Annotated in this window: 14 protein-coding genes; 4 read left to right on the top strand and 10 right to left on the bottom strand. The window is 59.3% G+C overall.

Features of this window, described 5'->3' with window-relative positions:
* Positions 1-41: 41 nt before the first annotated feature.
* The gene (locus PPP56_RS05980) at positions 42-2,216 is read right to left on the bottom strand and encodes a M3 family metallopeptidase (RefSeq protein ID WP_353563125.1); all 2,175 of its coding nucleotides are present in this window, start codon (positions 2,214-2,216) and stop codon (positions 42-44) included.
* Between the two features lie 617 nt (positions 2,217-2,833).
* On the opposite strand from PPP56_RS05980, the gene PPP56_RS05975 reads away from it, so the two are divergent.
* Entirely contained in the window at positions 2,834-3,376 is a 543-nt protein-coding gene (locus PPP56_RS05975; protein ID WP_353563124.1) for a hypothetical protein, read from the top strand.
* 173 nt (positions 3,377-3,549) lie between these two features.
* On the opposite strand, the gene PPP56_RS05970 is transcribed toward PPP56_RS05975, so the two are convergent.
* From PPP56_RS05970 to rplU, 4 genes are all read right to left on the bottom strand, one after another.
* A complete protein-coding gene (locus PPP56_RS05970; protein WP_353563123.1) occupies positions 3,550-4,074 on the bottom strand; it encodes a hypothetical protein in 525 nt (174 codons plus the stop codon).
* A 156-nt stretch (positions 4,075-4,230) separates the two neighbouring features.
* A complete protein-coding gene (locus tag PPP56_RS05965; RefSeq protein WP_353563122.1) occupies positions 4,231-4,731 on the bottom strand; it encodes an HNH endonuclease in 501 nt (166 codons plus the stop codon).
* 646 nt (positions 4,732-5,377) lie between these two features.
* Positions 5,378-5,638: a 50S ribosomal protein L27 gene (gene rpmA / locus PPP56_RS05960; RefSeq protein ID WP_098062765.1), complete on the bottom strand. Its 261-nt coding sequence runs from the start codon at positions 5,636-5,638 to the stop codon at positions 5,378-5,380.
* A gap of 75 nt (positions 5,639-5,713) precedes the next feature.
* Entirely contained in the window at positions 5,714-6,034 is a 321-nt protein-coding gene (gene rplU, locus PPP56_RS05955; RefSeq protein WP_353563121.1) for a 50S ribosomal protein L21, read from the bottom strand.
* 127 nt (positions 6,035-6,161) lie between these two features.
* Between rplU and PPP56_RS05950 the strand changes: the two genes are divergently transcribed.
* Positions 6,162-6,824: a fumarylacetoacetate hydrolase family protein gene (locus tag PPP56_RS05950; protein WP_353563119.1), complete on the top strand. Its 663-nt coding sequence runs from the start codon at positions 6,162-6,164 to the stop codon at positions 6,822-6,824.
* 213 nt (positions 6,825-7,037) lie between these two features.
* On the opposite strand, the gene uvrA is transcribed toward PPP56_RS05950, so the two are convergent.
* The 3 genes from uvrA to PPP56_RS05935 all read right to left on the bottom strand — a co-directional run bounded on the left by uvrA (position 7,038) and on the right by PPP56_RS05935 (position 12,901).
* Positions 7,038-10,025 carry an excinuclease ABC subunit UvrA gene (gene uvrA, locus PPP56_RS05945; RefSeq protein WP_353563118.1) on the bottom strand — a complete coding sequence of 996 codons (2,988 nt, stop codon included), beginning with the start codon at positions 10,023-10,025 and terminating at the stop codon, positions 7,038-7,040.
* Positions 10,026-10,300: 275 nt separating this feature from the next.
* Positions 10,301-10,894 carry a hypothetical protein gene (locus PPP56_RS05940; protein WP_353563117.1) on the bottom strand — a complete coding sequence of 198 codons (594 nt, stop codon included), beginning with the start codon at positions 10,892-10,894 and terminating at the stop codon, positions 10,301-10,303.
* A 288-nt stretch (positions 10,895-11,182) separates the two neighbouring features.
* Positions 11,183-12,901, bottom strand: coding sequence for an amidase (locus PPP56_RS05935; protein ID WP_353563116.1), 1,719 nt, complete (start codon positions 12,899-12,901; stop codon positions 11,183-11,185).
* A gap of 383 nt (positions 12,902-13,284) precedes the next feature.
* Between PPP56_RS05935 and PPP56_RS05930 the strand changes: the two genes are divergently transcribed.
* Positions 13,285-14,730, top strand: coding sequence for an SLC13 family permease (locus PPP56_RS05930; RefSeq protein WP_353563115.1), 1,446 nt, complete (start codon positions 13,285-13,287; stop codon positions 14,728-14,730).
* Between the two features lie 254 nt (positions 14,731-14,984).
* The gene (locus PPP56_RS05925) at positions 14,985-15,905 is read left to right on the top strand and encodes a universal stress protein (RefSeq protein ID WP_353563114.1); all 921 of its coding nucleotides are present in this window, start codon (positions 14,985-14,987) and stop codon (positions 15,903-15,905) included.
* 383 nt (positions 15,906-16,288) lie between these two features.
* Here PPP56_RS05925 and PPP56_RS05920 read toward each other — a convergent pair whose 3' ends face one another.
* Together PPP56_RS05920 and PPP56_RS05915 are read right to left on the bottom strand one after the other, a co-directional pair.
* Complete coding sequence (locus PPP56_RS05920) at positions 16,289-17,908, bottom strand: peptide chain release factor 3 (RefSeq protein WP_353563113.1); 1,620 nt, start codon at positions 17,906-17,908, stop codon at positions 16,289-16,291.
* Positions 17,909-18,101: 193 nt separating this feature from the next.
* Positions 18,102-19,162, bottom strand: a 1,061-nt coding sequence (locus PPP56_RS05915; RefSeq protein WP_353563112.1) for a serine hydrolase domain-containing protein, incomplete at its 5' end; no start/stop codon positions are given.

Below are 19,162 nucleotides of genomic sequence, written 5' to 3'. Positions count from 1 at the left end.
CGGTTTTTTTATTTGAGCTGGGTTCTTGCCGAACTGCCAAACTACGGCTCTACCGACTCCGCGTTGACCTCTGCATTCAACCCACGGCGGCGCAGCAGCGGCTCGACATCAGGCTCCTGACCGCGGAAGTCCACGTACAGGTCCATCGCTTCGCGGCTACCGCCTTGCGAGAGAATCGTAGCACGGTAATGGTCGCCGTTCTCGCGAGTCAGTCCGCCCTGCTCTGTCATGTAGGCAAAGGCATCGGCGGCCAGCACTTCGCTCCAGATGTACGCGTAATAGTTCGCCGAGTAGCCGCCAGAGAAGATATGCGCGAAGTAGGGCGACTTATAGCGCGGTGGTACCGGCGCGTAGTCAAGTCCGTACTTGGCTAGCGCTTCTTGCTCAAACGCGAGCACGTCTTCGGGGACCGCATCGGGGGGCAGCGTATGCCACTCCATGTCAAGCATGGTGGCAGCGAGGTACTCCTGCGTTTCGAAGCCCTGGTTGAAATCACGGGCTGCGATGATGCGGTCGAGTAGCTCCTCTGGGATACGCTGGCCCGTCTCGTGGTGGATGGCGTAGTTCGCCAGCACGTCGGGATGGATGGCCCAGTCCTCCTCAAACGTGGATGGGAACTCTACAAAGTCGCGCGGCACCGACGTCATCGCCTGCGAGGGATACCGGGTGTCGGAGAACAGCCCGTGTACGCCGTGTCCCATTTCATGGAAGAGCGTGGTCACATTGTCGAAGCTGATAAGCGCGGGCTCGCCTTCCGCTGGTTTGGGAATGTTCAGCACGTTGACGACCACCGGCTTCTTGTCGAGCAAGTGCGACTGCCCGACGAACGAGCTCATCCAGGCGCCGCCGCGCTTGGAGTCGCGCGCGAAATAGTCAGCATAGAACAGCCCCAACTGCTCGCCATCGTGGTCGATAACGTCAAATACGCGCACGTCCTCGTGATACACCGGCAGGTCGAATCGCTCCTCGAAAGAGATGCCGTAGAGCCGGTTCATGGTGTAGAAGACACCATCTTCCAATACCTGGTTGAGCTCGAAATACGGACGTACCTCCTGGTCGTCGATGTCGTACTCGGCCTCCCGTACGCGCTCAGCGTAGTACTCCCAGTCCCAGGGCTGCACATCGTCGTCGATGCCATCTGCTCGCATCCGGTCCTGAATCATGGCCGCTTCGCGTTCGGTATTGGCCCGGACGGCGGGAATCAGGTCGGTGAGCATGTCGAGCGCGTTCTCTGGACGTTCGGCGGTCTGAGGCTCCAGGGCGAAGTGTGCGAAGGTATCATAGCCAAGCAGCTGTGCCCGCTCGGCGCGAAGCGCTGCCATGCGCTGGACCAGCGGGCGCGTATCGATGCCTCCGTCTTGCCCGATGCCTCGATGCGCTGACGCTTCCCACACCCGCTGGCGAACGTCGCGATTCTTCAGGTTGGTAAGTACCGGCACCCGTGTGGTGTTGGTGATAGAGAGCAGGTACTGTCCGTCATGACCCCGCTCCTCAGCGGCCTCCCGGGCGGCGGCAATGCGATCCGCGCTCAGCCCCTCCAGGTCAGACTCGTGCTCAACGAGCACGGCACGCTCGGGTGTCATCGCAAGCAGCTTCTCCTGAAACTCCGTGCTAAGCGACGAAAGCTCCGCATTGATCGCTCGGATACGCTGCTGCTGGTCATCATCAAGCAGGGCCCCGGCACGCACAAAATCGCGGTACTCATCTCGTAACAGCTTCGCAGACGCCTCGTCCAGGTTGAGTGCGTCTTGCTGCTCATACAGCGTCTGCACGCGCTCGAACAGCGCGGCGTTCAGCCGGATGTTATCGGAATGCTCGGCCAGGCGCGGCGCCATCTCGGACTGGATCTGCTGGATCTCGTCGTTGGTGTGTGCCGAGGTCATGTTGTAGAAGACCCGCTGTACCCGCGTGAGGAGCGCGCCCGACTGCTCCAGCGCGACAATCGTATTCTCAAAGGTTGGTGGCTCCGGGTTATCTGCAATGGCCTGCACTTCTTCCATCTGCTGCGCCATGCCGGCTTCCATCGCCGGTTTGTAGTCTGCATTAGAGATGGCGTCGAAGTCAGGCGTTTCGAAAGGAAGCGTGCTGGGTTCGTAGAACGGGTTGGTTGCGTCAAGCATCGCGTTGGGGGCGCTGGATTGCGCTTCTGAAGAGTAGGGCGTTCCGATCAGGAGGAAGCCGATCAAAACCCAGATCGGCAGGCATTTCAGGTTCATAGGTGGTGTGGAGTGGGGAAGGAGAACATGGCCACAGGGGGCGCTACGTCGTCTCTGAACGTGTGGCGTGCAGTAGCAGCCACGGCAGAAAGCGAGAACGAGCAACAGAGAGAATCGAACTCATGCAGTTGTAAGTACAACCACTGTAGCACGTTGCCTTACCCTACGCCAGGTAGTGTGTGTCAGATCCACATGGCATGCTGCTGGTCTGGTCGAGACCCAACAGCAATAAGTCGTAGATTTCGCGTTGTGGACGGACGGCCTCTGCGTTTACTGTAACGAGCTGCAACAAGTGTTTTTATGTAGCAGGCGGTTTCGATCGCTTCGGTCTATTCTAAAGCTCTATTAGATCATGTCTTCAGATCCTGTCTCTGGGGCGTCAGGGGTGTCTTGTCCAGAATGACCATGATAGGGGAGGAGAACGATGTGCCGAAGAACGAACTGTGACACAGCAGCAGGCATCGCATGGGCTTTCCGATACGACGGCTGGATGCTGTAACGCTTCTCTGTATGAGCATACATAGAGATGCCTTATGGACAGGTTGTGATTGCTCTGAATCTGTTTATAAGTGTATTTACCTGACAGTACATTCCTTAGTAAACTACGTACCTTTGTTATGGCTACGCAAACGGCATCCCCTGAAACGACTGCATCGACTACTGGATCAACAAAAACGGAACGTGCCATTAGTCCGTGGGACTGGTGGCGTGGCGCGCTGGGTGGATTTATCGGCAGTATGGGGTTTGGGCTCATGATGGCGTTTATCATGCCGCCGCCCCTGCTTGAGGTCGTCATCCCGAACATGTATGGCATTGCTGCTACGCCCGACAACCCGGCGCCGCTGGCCGGGTGGTTCTTCCACCAGTTCCATGGCGTAACGCTTGGACTGGCGTATGTAGCCTACGTGGAGTTGCCAGCGGTTCGTAACTGGATGGATGCCCGCACGCTGCCCGGAGCGATTACGCACGGACTCATCTGGGGCGTGGTTACGACGCTCATCCTCGCTGTGCTCGCAATGCCGCTCTGGTTGCAGGCGGTTGGCTTCCCGATGGCGCCCCCTTTCCCGAACATTGGCGCACCCACGATTATGAGCCTTATCGGACACCTTGTGTATGCGATGCCGCTGGCGATCCTGTATGCGATGTATCGTTCATCGTAGTATAGCCAACGGGCTGATAAACAGCCGTAGCAGATCGCTATAGAAAAGGCTGCCCGCTCCGGCTATACAGCTGGGGCGGGCAGCCTGCGTTTGGATCCCTCTGGTGGCTTTTTATCTACTTATCTACGTTATCTACGCCTTTGTTTACGCGTCGCCTGCGTCTGCAGCCCGTGCTACCGAGAGAGCTGGCGTGCTGGATGATCAGGGTCGGGAGCGTCGACACCACGGTCAGCCGGGTCGCCCTCATTGATCAGCGTACGGCGCCACCACCAGATGCCACCTGCAACGAGAATACCAAGGACAAAGCTCATCCCTGCGTTTAAGATAGCAATACGCCACTGGGTGCTGGCCAGCTCGGTAATGACGATCTCCTGACTGGCCCCGGGCTGCACGCGTACGTCGAGCGTTTCTCGGTTTTCGACGACCCCGATAAGCGAATGGGGAAGCGACATGCGTTCACGGGTGATGACGGTGCCGTCGTCGAGTGTAACGCGCAGGCTCACGTAGTCGTACGTGACGTCGACACGATCAGTCGAGAACACGTCCGTCACCTCGGCTTCGGCATCGATGCCGGAATCCAGCGTGCTACGCAGTTCCAATCCAGACCATACCTGGTGGGCAGTCAGCCCGAGTAGAAGCACAGGAATAGCCCAGGCAGCACGGGTAATCCATAGAGCGGCTGATGAGGAAGAGGACATAACAGGCAGGGCGTAGGAGCAGATGTAAGAAGCTACCTCAGTGTACACCGTAGGCAGTGGCGGGATGCGCACGCAAGGGGCTCAGGGTGCAAAGCATCCGTCAAAATAGACAGAGCTGCATTTGCAGTGGGGGCCTGCGGCACTCGTAAGCGAATGCTACGACAGAAAGAGGTAAGGCTTCCACGTGTCGTCGAGATTGCCCACAAAGTCGCGAATAAACATCACGTAGCTTGGGCGGAACGGCGTACGGTTCAGCTCCATCCCCGCTTCTTCCGGGGTCATATCGCCCTTGCGGTTATTACAGGTGACACACGCAGCGACCAGGTTCTCCCACGTGTCGCGTCCACCTCGTGACTTGGGTAGAATGTGGTCGATGGTCAGCCGGTCACGCGATCCGCAGTACTGGCAGGTGTGGTGATCGCGTTTAAGTACGTTCTTGCGAGAGAGCATGACCTTCTTGTACGGAATGCGTGCATACGCCTTCAGGCGCACGATGCTCGGGTAAGGCATCCGTGTACTGGGCGACCGCACGGCCTTGCCATCTATTGCCTCGACCAGGTGTACCTTCTGCAGGTGCATGAGCACGATTGCACGCTGCACGCTGCACACGGTAAGAGCACTGTAATCCTGATTCAAAACGAGTACATGTCCGTTCATTGCGACATGCCCCCCGCTTCATAGAGAAGCGTGTTTGTTGGTATACCGATAGGATGCAAGCGGGAACGCTGAATACGGAAGAGTACAACCCTCGCCGGAAGACCGGCATTTTTAACACATGTAAAGGACGGTGAGCAGTGTATAATACACACAATACTGCGTATTACAGCCTTCATGGTTTGTTTCCCTAATGCCGCTGTATAGCCTTCAAGGCAGCAAAATAAATTACTACGTTGCATCTCGCATTCCAGAAATGCTCCAAGTTGATTGGGATTGGTATGTAGAGCGTGTGTCCGCAGGCAAGCAAAAGACGACAGGTGGAAGAGAGTTGGAAAGGAAGCCGGCGATGCGCCTACGCGACGGCGGAAGCTTGCACAGGTACATTGAATCCCCAAAAGATCGACTCCCCGAAAGGGCGTTCCAGGCGATCTGATGAAGCCGAGCATGCACACTACCGTTTCTGCCCCAAACACTGGCATGTGACACAGCGGGAGCCTGGTCGGACACATGCGTGCGCAAAGGTACGTGCGCAAAGAATAGAGTGCACAAAGAAAAAGCGTCCCCTGGGTAATCAGGAGACGCTTTCAGCGTTGGAGCCGTATGTTTATGTACACAGCACATGCTTATGCTGCTGTGCATTTGTAAACTACGCTTCTTCGGGCACAATGTGTACATAACGGCGGTTGCCGCGGCTGCGGGCAAACTGCACCGTGCCCGTCTCTTTGGCAAAGAGGGTATCGTCGCCACCACGGCCTACGTTCTTGCCAGGGTGGAATTTCGTGCCGCGCTGACGCACAATGATGCTGCCTGCTTTCACGAATTCGCCGCCGTATGTTTTTACGCCGAGATACTTGGGGTTGGAGTCGCGACCGTTCTTGGTCGAACCCATTCCTTTCTTATGAGCCATACCTACCTCTTTCGTCTGTGCTACAAGCGAATGCTGGGGCACTCAAGCGTGCAGGAGGGTTCCTGCAGCAAGCGCCTATGCGGAGTGAACCGCTTCAATCTGAATTTTGGTGTACTGCTGGCGGTGTCCTCGCTTTACGCGGTACCGCTTGCGTCGTTTCTTCTTAAAGACGATAACCTTGTCGCCTTTCACGTGCTCAAGCACACGCGCTTCAACCGATGCGCCGTCTACCGTGGGGGTACCAACGGTCGTTTCGCCGTCTCCGTTTGAAAGCAGCAGCACGCGGTCGATCGTGAGCGTGTCATCAGCCTCCGCATCGGAATGGTACGGCACGTAGACGGTGTCGTTTTCACGCACCTTGAATTGTTTGTCTTTAACGTCAACAATAGCGTACATAGGGATCTCTGCTTTGGAGCGCTGGATTGAGTACCACCGCGAGAGTGAATAATTTTGTTCAGACTCTGCCCACGGATGCTCTCGCGCAAAGTTTCGCTATTTTCTCCTATTACGATTCGTGTTTCTTATGAAGCTGACCCTTCCAAACGGTCGCCAGCTCGCGCCCGGTAAGCTGCTCTGCATCGGACGCAACTACGCGAAGCACGCTGCCGAAATGAAAAGCGACGTGCCCGAACAGCCCATGGTCTTCCTGAAACCATCTACCGCGCTCATCCGAACGGGCGAGGCGGTGCGCATCCCGCAAGCATCGTCGGAGGTCCACCATGAGGTGGAATTGGTGGCGGTGATTGGTGCGGGCGGCAAGCACATCGCTGCCGAAGATGCGCTCAATCATGTCGCGGGCTACGCGGTCGGACTCGACATGACGGCGCGCGATATTCAGGCGGGCGCCAAGGCGCGGCGGCATCCGTGGTCGGTGGCAAAGGGATTCGATACGTTCGCGCCGCTCGGACCCATCGTGCCTGCGTCGGAGGTTGCCGATCCGCAGCAGCTTACCCTTGGCGTGTCGGTCAACAGTGAGACGCGCCAGCAGGGCTCTACCGAGCATATGATCTTCTCGGTAGCAGAGCTCATCGCGTACTGCTCTTCGGTCTTTACGCTGGAGCCGGGTGACTTGCTCTACACCGGTACGCCTGAAGGCGTGGGGCCCGTCAAGGCAGGTGATGTGCTGGAGGCGACATTCTCTGCTGGGCCGGGCCTTTCGGTGCGTGTGGAAAAGGAGGAACGGTAGGCGTCTGCTAACCAAGCGGGAGCCTGGCTGCAGCCTTCTTCGCGGGATTCTGCCCGGCACGACAATGCCCCGAATGGCGCCACCTTGAGCACAGCCGAAAGGCCTTCCTCCGAAGTTGGCAATGCCCGCCGTGCAGGAGATCCCTCGGCTGCGCTCCGGATGACAAGCGGGATGATAAGAGGATGACAACGGGAGAGCGAAGAAGGGCGCGCCCTACGCCGCACCTTCCTCCACGAACGCGTTCAGATCCATAACCACCGCGTCTTCGCGCTCGGCGCGTTCGAGCTCTTCCGCGACATAGCGCGCCGTGTACGTATCCGCCTGAGCCAGCTCCTCGGGCGGCCCCTCAAACACGATTTCACCGCCGCGCTGCCCGCCTTCCGGACCCAGGTCAATGACATGGTCGGCCTGCTTCACCACGTCCATGTTGTGCTCAATGACGACGACTGTGTTGCCATTGCCTACCAGCGCACGCAGCACGTTCAACAGGTGACGGATGTCCTCAAAGTGCATCCCGGTCGTGGGCTCGTCTAAGATGTACAGCGTGTCGCCGGTGCCCGGACGCGAGAGCTCTTTCGAGAGCTTCACGCGCTGGGCCTCGCCGCCACTGAGCGTGGTGGACTGCTGCCCCAATCGGATGTAGCCGAGGCCCACCGCCTCCAGCGTACGCAGCTTGCGTTGGATGCGCGGCAGGTTCTCGAACAGGTCGAGCGCCTCGGTTACGGTCAGGTCCAGCACGTCGGCAATCGAGTGCTCTTTGTAGCGCACCTCCAGCGTTTCTTCGTTATAGCGCTGGCCGTTACACTCGTCGCAGGTCACCTTTACATCCGGCAGGAAGTTCATCTCCAGCGTTACCGTACCCGTGCCGCCGCACTTTTTGCAGCGTCCGCCCTTTGTGTTAAACGAGAACCGGCTCTTCCCGTAGCCACGGATCTCCGCTTCGGGGAGCTGTTGAAAGAGATCGCGCAGGTAGTCCATTAGTTTGGTGTAGGTGGCCGGATTCGAACGCGGCGTGCGCCCGATCGGCTTCTGGTCGATCTCGATGACCTTGTCGATGTGGTCGATGCCCTCAATGCTCTCGTACGACAGTGGCACCGTCTTCGCGTTGTGATGATAGCGCGACAGAATCGGGTAGAGCGTCTGGTTGATGAGCGTGGACTTGCCGGATCCCGACACGCCGGTGATGCACGTAAAGGTGCCCAGCGGGATGCGCAGCGGATCGCCCTTCAGGTTATGACCGGTTGCGCCCCGTAGCGTAATCGCATCGCCCGAGCCGGGGCGTCGCTCGCCCGGCACGCCAATCACCCGGTCGCCGCGCAGATAGGCCGCGGTCACGCTGCCAGTGTACTCGCCGTTGACAACTACGTCGTTGGGTACAGATGTGCCGTTTTCTGACGTACCGTTTTCAGAGACCCTGTTTGAGCCGCTCTGCGTCAGCGTATCGGGCGGCCCTTCAGCCACGAGGTGCCCGCCCTTCTCCCCGGCACCGGGGCCCAGATCCACGACATAGTCGGCAGCCTCGATCATCTCGCGGTCGTGCTCCACCACCAGCACCGAGTTGCCCAGGTCGCGTAGCGCCTGCAGCGACCGGATGAGCCGCTCGTTGTCGCGCGGATGCAGTCCAATCGAGGGTTCGTCGAGCACGTACAGCACGCCGGTAAGCTGCGTACCCACCTGCGTGGCCAGGCGGATGCGCTGGCTCTCGCCGCCGCTAAGAGTACGCGCCGTGCGGTCGAGCGTGAGGTAGCCCACGCCCACGTTCACCAGGAAGTCGAGCCGCTCGCGTACCTCTTTAATGATGGGATGGGCAATCGTGCGCTGCCGCTCGCTATCGAACGAGAGCGTATCCACCACCTGGCGCAGGCGCTCCAGATCCATATTTGCCAGATCGCCAATCGTGTGCTTGCCGATGCGATACGAGCGGGCAATCTTGTTGAGGCGGTCCCCGCCGCAGGCCGGGCACGTCGTTTCGCGCATGAACGACTCGGCCCAGCGCCGCTTCTTCGACGAGTCGGTGTTGTCGTAGGCATGCTGCACATGGTCCATGAGTCCGCCGTAGCGGTGCGTATAGTTAACCGCACGGCCTTTGTAGCTGTACTTGATGTCGAACTGCTCCTCGCCGGCCCCGTGCAGGATCACATCGCGCTGCTTGTCGGAGAGGTCCTCAATCGGCGTGTCGAAGTCGAAGCTGTACGCCTCCGCCACCGCTTGCAGCTGACTGAAGATCCAGATGTCGCGGGGTTTGCCCAGCGGCACGAGTCCGCCCTCGGCGATGGTTTTCGAGGGATCGGGGATCATCAGGCTGGGGTCGAGCTCGCTGGTTACGCCGAGTCCGTCGCAGTTTTGGCAGGCGCCGTACGGCGTGTTAAACGAGAAAAGATTCGGCGACGGCTCGTCATAAGAGAGGCCGGTCTCTGGATCCACCAGGTGGCGGCTGAAGAGATGGTCGCCGGTTTCCAGATCGGCCTCCGCATCCCCCTGAACATCGACTACATGCGCAATGAGCGTGCCCCCGCCCATGTCGAGCGCCGTCTGCACGCTCTGCCCCACACGCGGACGAATGCCGTCTTTGACGACGAGGCGGTCGACCACGACTTCGATGTCGTGCGTTTCGTAGCGCTCCAGCTTCATGCCCTCCTCGTAGGTGCGCATGGTTCCATCCACCCGGAAGCGCTCGAAGCCCTGGCTGGCGGTCTGTTCAAACAGCTCGCGGTAGTGGCCTTTGCGGCCCTTTACGACGGGGGCCAGGATCATGAGGCGCGTTCCTTTCGGGAAGCTCAGGATGCCGTCGATGATCTCGTCATCGCTCTGCTTGCGCATCTTGTTGCCCGTCTCGTGCGAGTAGGCGGTGGCGGCGCGGGCGTAGAGCAGGCGCAGGAAGTCGTACACCTCGGTGACGGTGCCCACGGTAGAGCGCGGATTGCCACCCACGGTTTTCTGCTCGATGGAGATGACCGGCGAGAGTCCGTCGATATGGTCTACGTCGGGGCGCTCCATCATCTCCAGGAACTGGCGTGCATAGGCGCTCAGGCTCTCCATGTAGCGGCGCTGGCCCTCCGCGTAGATCGTGTTGAACGCGAGGCTGGATTTACCCGAGCCCGACAGGCCCGTCACGACCACGAGCTGGTTGCGCGGGATGTCGACGTCGACGCTTTGCAGGTTGTTCTCGCGGGCGCCACGGATCGTAATGTGTTGAGGCATGAGGGGGTAGGGGGATGCAGAGCAACAAATGCACATCCGCATTACACCCGCCCCCCGGCAGCGCGTTTCTGCATAGACGCCCGTGCCTCTACACGTAACGCAGGTGTTGCGGATGGCGGGCATCCGACCGAATACAAAAACCTGACCGGTCTGAGAGACCGATCAGGTTTGTTTTTGCTTTACAGTTTTTGCTTTACAGTTTTTGCTTTACAGATTTTGCTCTACAGATTTTGCTCTACAGAGAAACAATGCTGCAACTGTAGCCAGATGGGGGGCTACTCGTCGCAGTCGGGCCGGCAGCGTACCGTTTCGATATCATCGACACGCTCTGCGGTGAACGATCCGTTTTCTACGCGCGTTTCCCCGCCGTGAGGGTCTTCAAAACTAAATGTGCCTTCGAGCACATCCTCATTGGCGTTTGTGATCGTGAACGTGCCGGGCCCGCCGCCGATGAATCGGCCGAGCTCATAGCTGTTCATGGAGTTCTGATAATACGGAACGGTGCCTCCTTCCTCGAAGTCGTAATCGCCTTCTTCAGGAACGACGCCCTCCCGGCCCTCAATGTCGATGGTCGTCCACGATCGGTTGGTTTCCGAGCGCTCCTCCTCGGGCGGGCGTTCGCCGTCTAACATATACAGAACAAATTCCTCGCCGCCACTGGGAGAGGGCTTGAGCCCAAACGCTGCGCCTCCCGAAAGGTCAAGGGTTTCTCCGCTGTCATCAACAGTGGCCTCAAAGCTTCCAACGTCAAGGACGAAGCCGTTTCCGTTGTCTGCGCCATTGTCGTCGACGCTGTTACACGCGGTGAATGCAAGAAGGAGAGCGAAAAGAGGAAAAGCAGACAGGATTCTACAGGGTATACGCATCATATGAAATAGATTGGTAGAAAAGTTTACCGAGCACACGCTTCATGCCGAAGAACCGCCACCGTCGTTCAGGTCGCGGCTTTCCGGAAAGCGTGCAAATCTTCTTGGTTCTACTCTATTTCTATGTGCGCAACGATGGGTGGGTAGGCGGACACGTTGATCCGTTCTTGGTACGCCCGATCCGCTAATCAGAATGACGGGTGTTTTGTTATTATCATCGGGCAGGCTGTCACTTCCCCCTGAACTCCAACATTGACACGTGACTTCACTTACCCTTTTGTGCAACAGGTGCTATCGCACAGGCGGGCGCTGCGTATGCCAGTCGGTTGCTTGCTGGATAGCATGTGCCACGCGCAGCGTCTCGGCGTCGTGGTAGAGGCGTCCGAGCACGGTGATGCTGGCCGGGCTGCGGTGGTCAGGATGCGCGCGTCCCTCGTCGTCTTCCACCGGATGAAACGCGTTGGGCAGGCAGACGCACGGATGCCCGGTCAGGTTGGTGATCTGCAGGGTACCCCCACGAAACGAAGGGCTAATGAACACGTCAACGGTTTCAAGCGCTTCACGGGTGGCAACCATCAACTCGCGGCGCAGGCGCGAGGCTTGGATGTGCTCTACCGCTGGCGTGAAGCGAGCAGCGCGAAAGACATGGGGCCAGGCGTCGGTCGTCTGGCGAACCATGGTTGCGTCCTCGCCGCTTCGGGTAAGCGCGTCGAAGTTGCTGGCGGCTTCAACGCCAAGTGTATTTAGCAGCGCGCCCAGCGGATAATCTGTGGGAAGGCTGATGGGGTGCAGCTCTGCGCCCTGCGCACGGAGCGCGTCGAGCACGGCCTGGTCGGCCTCGGCATTCTGGTAGTCGCCTTCGAACGCATCTTCATAGACACCAATACGCAGGTCGGCAAGCGGCTGCTCGGCATCGAACGGAAACGGAGCATCTACCATGCCAGGGTCGCGTGCATCCGAACCGCGCAAGACGTCATAGACAAGGGCGCAGTCGTATGCCGAGCGCGCCATAGGACCGGCTTTGTCCATCGACCATGATAGCACCATAGCGCCGTAGCGGCTAACGGTACCAAACGAGGGCCGATGTCCGGTCACGCCGTTGCGGGTAGAAGGTGATACGATGGAGCCGAGGGTCTCCGTGCCGAGCGCAAACGGGACCGCGCCCGCAGCCACCGCCGCGCCCGATCCGGCTGATGAGCCGCTGCTGCCCTGGTTCGGATTCCAGGGTGACATGGTCGTCGCATCGAACCACACGTCGCCCCAGGCCAATGCGCCCAGCGAGAGCTTGGCCAGAAGCACGGCGCCGGCTTCATCGAGCCGTTCAATGACGGCAGCGGTGTCGTCGATCGTCTGGTTCTGGTACGGGGTTGCGCCCCAGGTAGTGGGGTAGCCTTCCACGGCAAAGAGGTCTTTGGCGCCGTAGGGAATGCCGTGGAGCGGACCACGCCATTCGCCGGCGTCAAGTTCGGCATCGGCGCGGGCGGCCGCGTCGAGGGCGCGCTCTTCGGTGAACGTGATGACGCAGTTGAGCGTCTCGTTCAGCCGGCGGAGGCGGTCGAGGTAAAGTTCGGTGAGCTGCATGGAGCGGACGTCGCGGTTGCGCAGCCACACCGAGAGCTGAGCCACCGAGGCAAAAGCCAGATCCTCATCGGTGTCGGGGACGGGTGCGTCCGGCCACTGCCAGGCTGGGGCGGCGTCGCCCTCGGGGACTGCGGCGCCGCTCAGCTGTGGCGTGAACACCTCAGCCGGGTGAGATCCGTTGGGCAGGGTGTGCTCACGCATCGCCTGGTACTGCTGCAGCTGCTCGTTAAGCTCGTCGACCAACATCTCGCGGTCGTCGTCGGTGAAGGAGAGGCCCATGAGGCGCTCGGCAGCCTCAATGTCTTCAGCGGTAACCTCCATATCGTCGTCATCCCGACGGCGCGTAGCAACCTGTGTGTAGAGCACGCCGGGCATAAGTCCGGTGAGGCCAAGAGCAGAGCACGATTCAAGAAACTGGCGGCGATCCATGGGCAGCTGGTGGACTGTGAAAATATTTGTGAAGCCTGCAGATACGTGATAAGGTTGTGCGTCACGTGAAACCGTTGACTTTGTCCCGGGGTGGGCGCTATTGTAGGCTCTACACATTACGAAATAAAACGTTAGGATACGAAGGCTGCCGCCCTGCAACATACGCTCGTATCTCCACAGCCCCGTATGCCCGGTATAGGCGGCCCACTTGTAGGTGGAGCGGCCAGCGCGGTACAAGGGGCAATGTACAAGGCAAAATACAGGGGGCAATACAGGGGGGTGCGTACGGGCTGATCGAAGGAAGCAGCGGTCTTTCCCTGCGGATCTTCGTCTGTTCGTCCATTCTCTTTTTTTACACATAGCATTACTTCGTTTACGGCATTATGGCGCAAGTCATCAAAGAGCGGGCAACCCGCCTGTTCAAGGTTTTATCGGAGGATAAAGAGGCGTCGCGTAGGCTACTGTGGTTTGTTATTTCGATTGCTGTGTGGAGCGGGCTCATGCTTATGCCCACGCCCGAAGCGCTTGGCATACAGGGGCAGCGGGCCGTTGCCTTGCTGGCCGCGGTTTGTATCATGTTTGCCACCGAAGCCATTCCGCTGCCCGCCATCGGACTGCTCATTCCGGTCTACCAGGTCATGATTGGCGGCATGTCTACCGATCTTGTAACCGGGTGGATGATGAGCAACGCGTTGCTGTTTCTGATGGGCACGCTCATGCTGGTCGCTGCGCTGTCGAGTCGGGGGCTTGACAAGATCATTGCGCTGTACATTCTTACGAGTGTGGGCACGAGCGTCTACGCCGTGGTCTTCGGCATCGTCGCCGTGAGCGCCCTGCTGGCTGGGTTCATGTCGGATGCCGCCGCTGCGCTGATGCTAGCCCCCGTGCTGGGCATGATCAGCATTGTGCGCGACTCGCACGACGGGCCGGTAACAAACCTCACCAAGCTGCTCATTTTCGCTGTCGGATTCGGCGCCATCGTTGGCAGTCCGTACACCCCAGCCGGGGGCGCCCGTAACGTGATCATGATCGACTACATGCAGCAGTTGGCCGACCTCGACATCGGCTTTGCGGAGTGGACGCTTTACATGATGCCGTTCACCATTATTATGGTCGGTGTACTTACGGTGCTGCTGCCAGTCATCTTTCCGCCGGAAGTAGAAGACCTGCGCACCGCCGTCGAGTCGCTACGGACCGAAGTGCAAGAACGTCCTTTTGGACTGGATCAGGCGGTGATTCTGGTGGTATTTGCCATTACCATCGTGCTGTGGCTTACGATAGGGGGGCAGTTTGGCATTGGCATCATCGCTGTAGGCGCGGCGGCTGTGCTGCTCGTGCTTGGGGTCGTTGAGTGGCGCAACTACCAGAGCGACGTAGACTGGGGCGTGCTCATGATCTACATCGGCGCCATCTCGCTCGGGGGCTACACCGCCGAAACCGGTGCCGCCACGTGGATTGCGAACTCGTTTCTCGACACGGTGCGCGACCTCGGGCTGGGCGAGGGCAATCTGCTTGTGATGGTCATTTCGTTTCTCATAACCGGCATGACGTCGGCCATGAGTGCGGGCGCCACGTCGAGCGTTATGGGGCCCATTGTGCTGGAGATTGGCGCACAGGCCGCGATTCCATCTATCGTAGTGGGGCTCACGACGGCCCTGGCCTCTTCGTTCGGGTTCATGCTGATCGTGTCAACCCCCGGCAACGCGATCATTTACGCGTCGGGCTACCTCTCGGCCAGCGACTTCATCAAAGCCGGTCTATGGGCGATGCTTTCCGCTTTCGCCGTCTTCCTGATGATGCTGCTGTTCTACTGGCCGCTGCTAACGTAGCGCCTACCTCCCATGAACGTACCGTTTCCTGGCACCCGCTGCGGCGTGCCCCCTCCGTTGTAATGCTCCCGATGCACTAACGCACTGATGTAATAGTATCCCGATGCATTAATGATACACCGATGCACGTACGTCTCCCAACGAGACGTGCGGTTCGGTACCTCCTTCCCCCTTTAGAACCTGTTTGGCTGATAGCTTACTGCCAGCCAGGCAAATCACTAACTTGTTTACGTACCTGATCCTACGCTGAACCAATGCGTATTCTGATCTGCTCAGATGGAAGCGAATGGGCCCAGAAGTCGGCCCGTTTTGCCCTCCAGCTATTCCGTGAAACAGCGCACGCCCTCACAATCCTCGTCTTCAAGCAGCACACCGATGCGCTGGAAGGGGAGAAGAAGTCAATCATGCAGGGCACGCAAGACAAAGAAGATAACATCGGCTCCGAGCGCTCGTCTTCGGTCATCGAAGACGAGTTGCACGACCTGGTGGGGGACTTCGACATCGCCGTAGACGAGGTGGCGTGGGAGCGTGAAGAGGGCAATATGGCCTCGCATCTGCTTGACATTGCCCCCGACTATGAACTGATCTGCCTGGGCGGCGCGGGCAAGGGCGGCTTCTCGCGAAGCATGCTCGGGCTTATCGTCGACGAGGTGGTGTTGGAGGGCAAAGGCAACCTTATGGTCACGAAGAAGAGCGATGCCTCCTGCCGTAACGTGCTGGTGGTGCTCCCTTCCGAAGACGTGTACGACACCGACACGATCCACTACATCGGACGCCTCTTTAAGGGAAGCGATGTGGTCGTTACAGTAAACGTGCTTTGGAGCGACCTCCCGCATCGCTTTGAAGGCTATCTTGAAGCCGCCACCGGCCAGCGCATGAAACGGATGGTCGACGAAGATCTCTTGCCTGACAAGCGCGACCGGCTGGAGAAGATTAAGAAGATCCTGAAGTCGTACGAGGTGGAAAGCAAGGTGGCCTATCAGGATTCGGGATCGGTGAGCGAACTGGTCGACGATGCCAAATCGAGTAGCTACGACCTGATCGTCGTGCATCCGCCCGCGCCCGGTACGGGGTTGCTGCAGCAGCTTGAACCGAATAAGCAGAGCCTCAACCTGATGCGCAAGAGCGAGGCCAACGTGATGCTGCTCCGCGCCGTACCTCCCCACGCAGACTAAGACCCCGTTTTGGTCTCTGGTAGCGGGTCAATGGGTAGTGATTATCACAGGGCCGATATTACCGGAGCCCGCATAACTATCCTTGTCTATCCTTTGCCTGTCAACATCTCTCCTGCATCTGTCTTGTGGGAGAACCCTATAGGGAGAAGGGGGCGAACAAGACGAAGCTACCGTATCCGATAAACATATCGCTTAGGGTCTACCTATCACCAGGCATCTCATGCGGTCTTGTTCGGGGTGGGGCTGCTGTAGGGGAGCGCAGAGATCGTCCCGTCAGTCGCTGGAGCTCTTGCCGGGCGATAACAACCCGCGTAATGCCCTCGTCTTGTCATTGCGAGCATCATTGCAAGCAGTGATAACGACGCGGCGCCCGGACCGCAGAGCTACGAGGTAGCCAGCTCCGTTTCGACGTGCTCTTTTGTCTTCTTAAAGATGAGCTCGGGCCAGTTCTCCATCATGCGCTCCAGCCGCCACGTGCTCATCCCCAGGTAGGCCAACGTGCCGCCGGCATCCCGGAACAGGTTGTTGATCTCGTCGGATTCGTAGGCTTCGATGAGCGCCGGATCGCCTTCGACCCAGCGGCAGCAGGTGTAGTTAACGCCCGAAAGTCGCGCATCCACATTGTACTCGTCTTCAAGGCGAGCCATGACCACATCGAACTGCAGCTCGCCCACCGCGCCCAGAATGTAGTCGTTGCCGCGTAGCGGACGAAACACCTGAATGGCGCCCTCTTCACTTAGCTGCGTGAGCCCCTTGCCCAGATGCTTGGCGCGGAACGGGTCTTCGAGGTGCACCTTGCGAAAGTGCTCCGGTGCAAAGCTCGGCACGCCGGTAAACTGAACCGGATCGCCCTCACAGAGCGAGTCGCCAATCTTGAGTGTACCATGGTTCATGATGCCGATGATGTCGCCCGGCCAGGCGCGCTCTACGCCTTCGCGGTCTTGTGCCATAAATGCGGTTGCATTGTTGAGGCGCATGGTGTCGCCGCTCTGCGAGTGCGTCACAGTCATGCCGCGCTCAAACTGACCGGAGCAGACGCGCACAAACGCCATCCGGTCGTGGTGGCGTGGGTCCATGTTTGCCTGAATCTTGAACACCACGCCCGAGAAATCGTCCTCGTTAGGGTCTACGTTGCGCGTGGTTGTGGGGCGCGGCTGGGGCGGCGGAGCAATATCTACAAACGTGTCGAGCATATCGCCCACGCCAAAGTTACTGAGCGCACTGCCGAAGAACACGGGCGTCTGGATGCCCTCGCGGTAGCGCTGCAAGTTCAGGCTGTCGCCTGCTTCGCGGACGAGCTCAATGTCGAAGCGTAGCTCCTCGGCCTGCTCGCCCAGGATGTCGTCGAGGCGCTCGTCGTCGAGGCTGTCGATGGCAAGGCGCTCGTGCTCGCCCTGCATGTCGGCATGCGAGAAGAGGTGCAGCTCGTCCTCGTACAGATTGTACGTGCCGCGGAAGCGATCGCCCATTCCGATAGGCCACGACAGCGGCACGGTCTCCAGCGCCAGGGTGTCTTCGATATCAGACAGGATCTCCAGCGGCGGGAGCCCAAAGCGATCAAGCTTATTCACGAACGTGATGATCGGAATGTCGCGCAGGCGGCAGACCTCCATGAGTTTGCGGGTCTGCTCTTCGACCCCGCTGGCTACGTCGAGCACCATGATCACGCTGTCGACAGCCGTAAGCACACGGTAGGTGTCTTCGGAGAAGTCACGGTGGCCCGGCGTGTCGAGCAGGTTCAGCGCAAAGCCGCGGTGCTGAAACTGCATGACCGACGATGTGACGGAGATGCCGCGCTCCTTCTCCATCGACATCCAGTCGCTGCGGGCATGACGGTTGGCTTTGCGCGCTTTAATCTCGCCTGCCTCGTGAATCGCGCCGCCTTTCAGCAACAGCTTTTCGGTGAGCGTAGTCTTCCCGGCATCGGGGTGGCTAATGATGGCAAAGGTGCGGCGGCGGTCGACCTCCTCGCGATGCTTGCGGCTCGATGTAGCAGAACTCACGGTGGTGACGCTGTTGGGAAAGGAAACTACCAGTGCAATTTGTGCTTGCAATTTATGCTTTTGGGCATAACTGCGCATAATTGCAGTCACCGGTAACGCGTTTACGTCCCCAAAAGTTTTCTGCTGGAGGAAGAAGCGAACCCGCTTAACGGCCAACATAGACGGCGAAAGCAGGAATGCACGCGTTCACGCGTTACGGGCTGTCGGGGCGGGTTGTCAGATGGGCCGGCCTGACCGGGGCCTGCCCTTTTTCTGCTGCGGGGACGATCATGTTTAGGATAACCTCTTGTACAGCGGTGCGATGGCTGCGTCCGGTGCCGTGGTACGGATTGGAGGTTGCAACCACGGTGAGCTCAAGGGCAGGCACGATGAAAAGGTACTGTCCGCCATAGCCCCAGCCGTAGTAGGTGGCGTGATAGCCGGCCCCTACGTGACGCTTGAACCAGCTGTATCCGTAGCCTGCTCCACTCCAGCGCGACTCTGAACGCGGGATCCACGACTGGCGCACCCATTCGTTCGAGAGTACACGCGTACCGTTGTACATGCCGCCTTGCCGGTACATCTCCCCGAAGCGAAGCAGATCGCGCGGAGAGATGAGCATATCGTTACCGCCGAAGTAGATTCCCTGCGGATCGGTGGGCCACGGCGGCAGACGGATGCCGAGCGGCTCAGCGAGGTAATCCTGTGCAAACGCCCAGGTGCTCTGCCCGGTCGCCTGCGTGAGCACGGCAGAGAGCAGGTGCGAGTTGCCGGTGCTGTAGCGCCGCGCTGTACCGGGTGCTGCGTGCAGGGGACGCCGAATGGCATTGCGCACCCAGTTGCTGCTTGACACCCAGCTACCGTAGTTGCTGCCCGAAGTGCGCTCCAGTCCCGATTGCATGGTAAGCAGGTGGGCGAGCGTAATATTGCGCTTGCGCGGGTCGTCGTCTTCGGTCAGGTAGTTCTCAACGAAGGGGCCGATGGGTTGGTCTGTGCTGTCGAGGTAGCCTTCCTCAATCGCACGCCCAACAAGCGCCGAAAGGATGCTCTTGGAGACAGATTTTACGTTCACCGGCGTGTCGAGTCCGGGCCCGCCCAGGTTTTCCGCAACCATCACTTCGCCGTGCCGTGCTATAACGAGGCTCTGCAGCGGCTCAAGCTCGGCGGCACGCTCCAGAGCAGCGTCTGTGAGCGTAGCGTCGAGTCCGTACGTGTTCACGCCAGGGACGGGCTCCGGCATTGGGAGGTCCTCATCGGCGGGCTCGGGCGCAGCGG

Origin of the sequence: Longimonas sp., from assembly GCF_040409695.1 — a bacterium.
Lineage (GTDB): Bacteria > Bacteroidota > Rhodothermia > Rhodothermales > Salinibacteraceae > Longimonas.
Note: the sequence above shows the minus strand (reverse complement) of the source record. Positions and strands in the feature narration are given on the sequence as shown.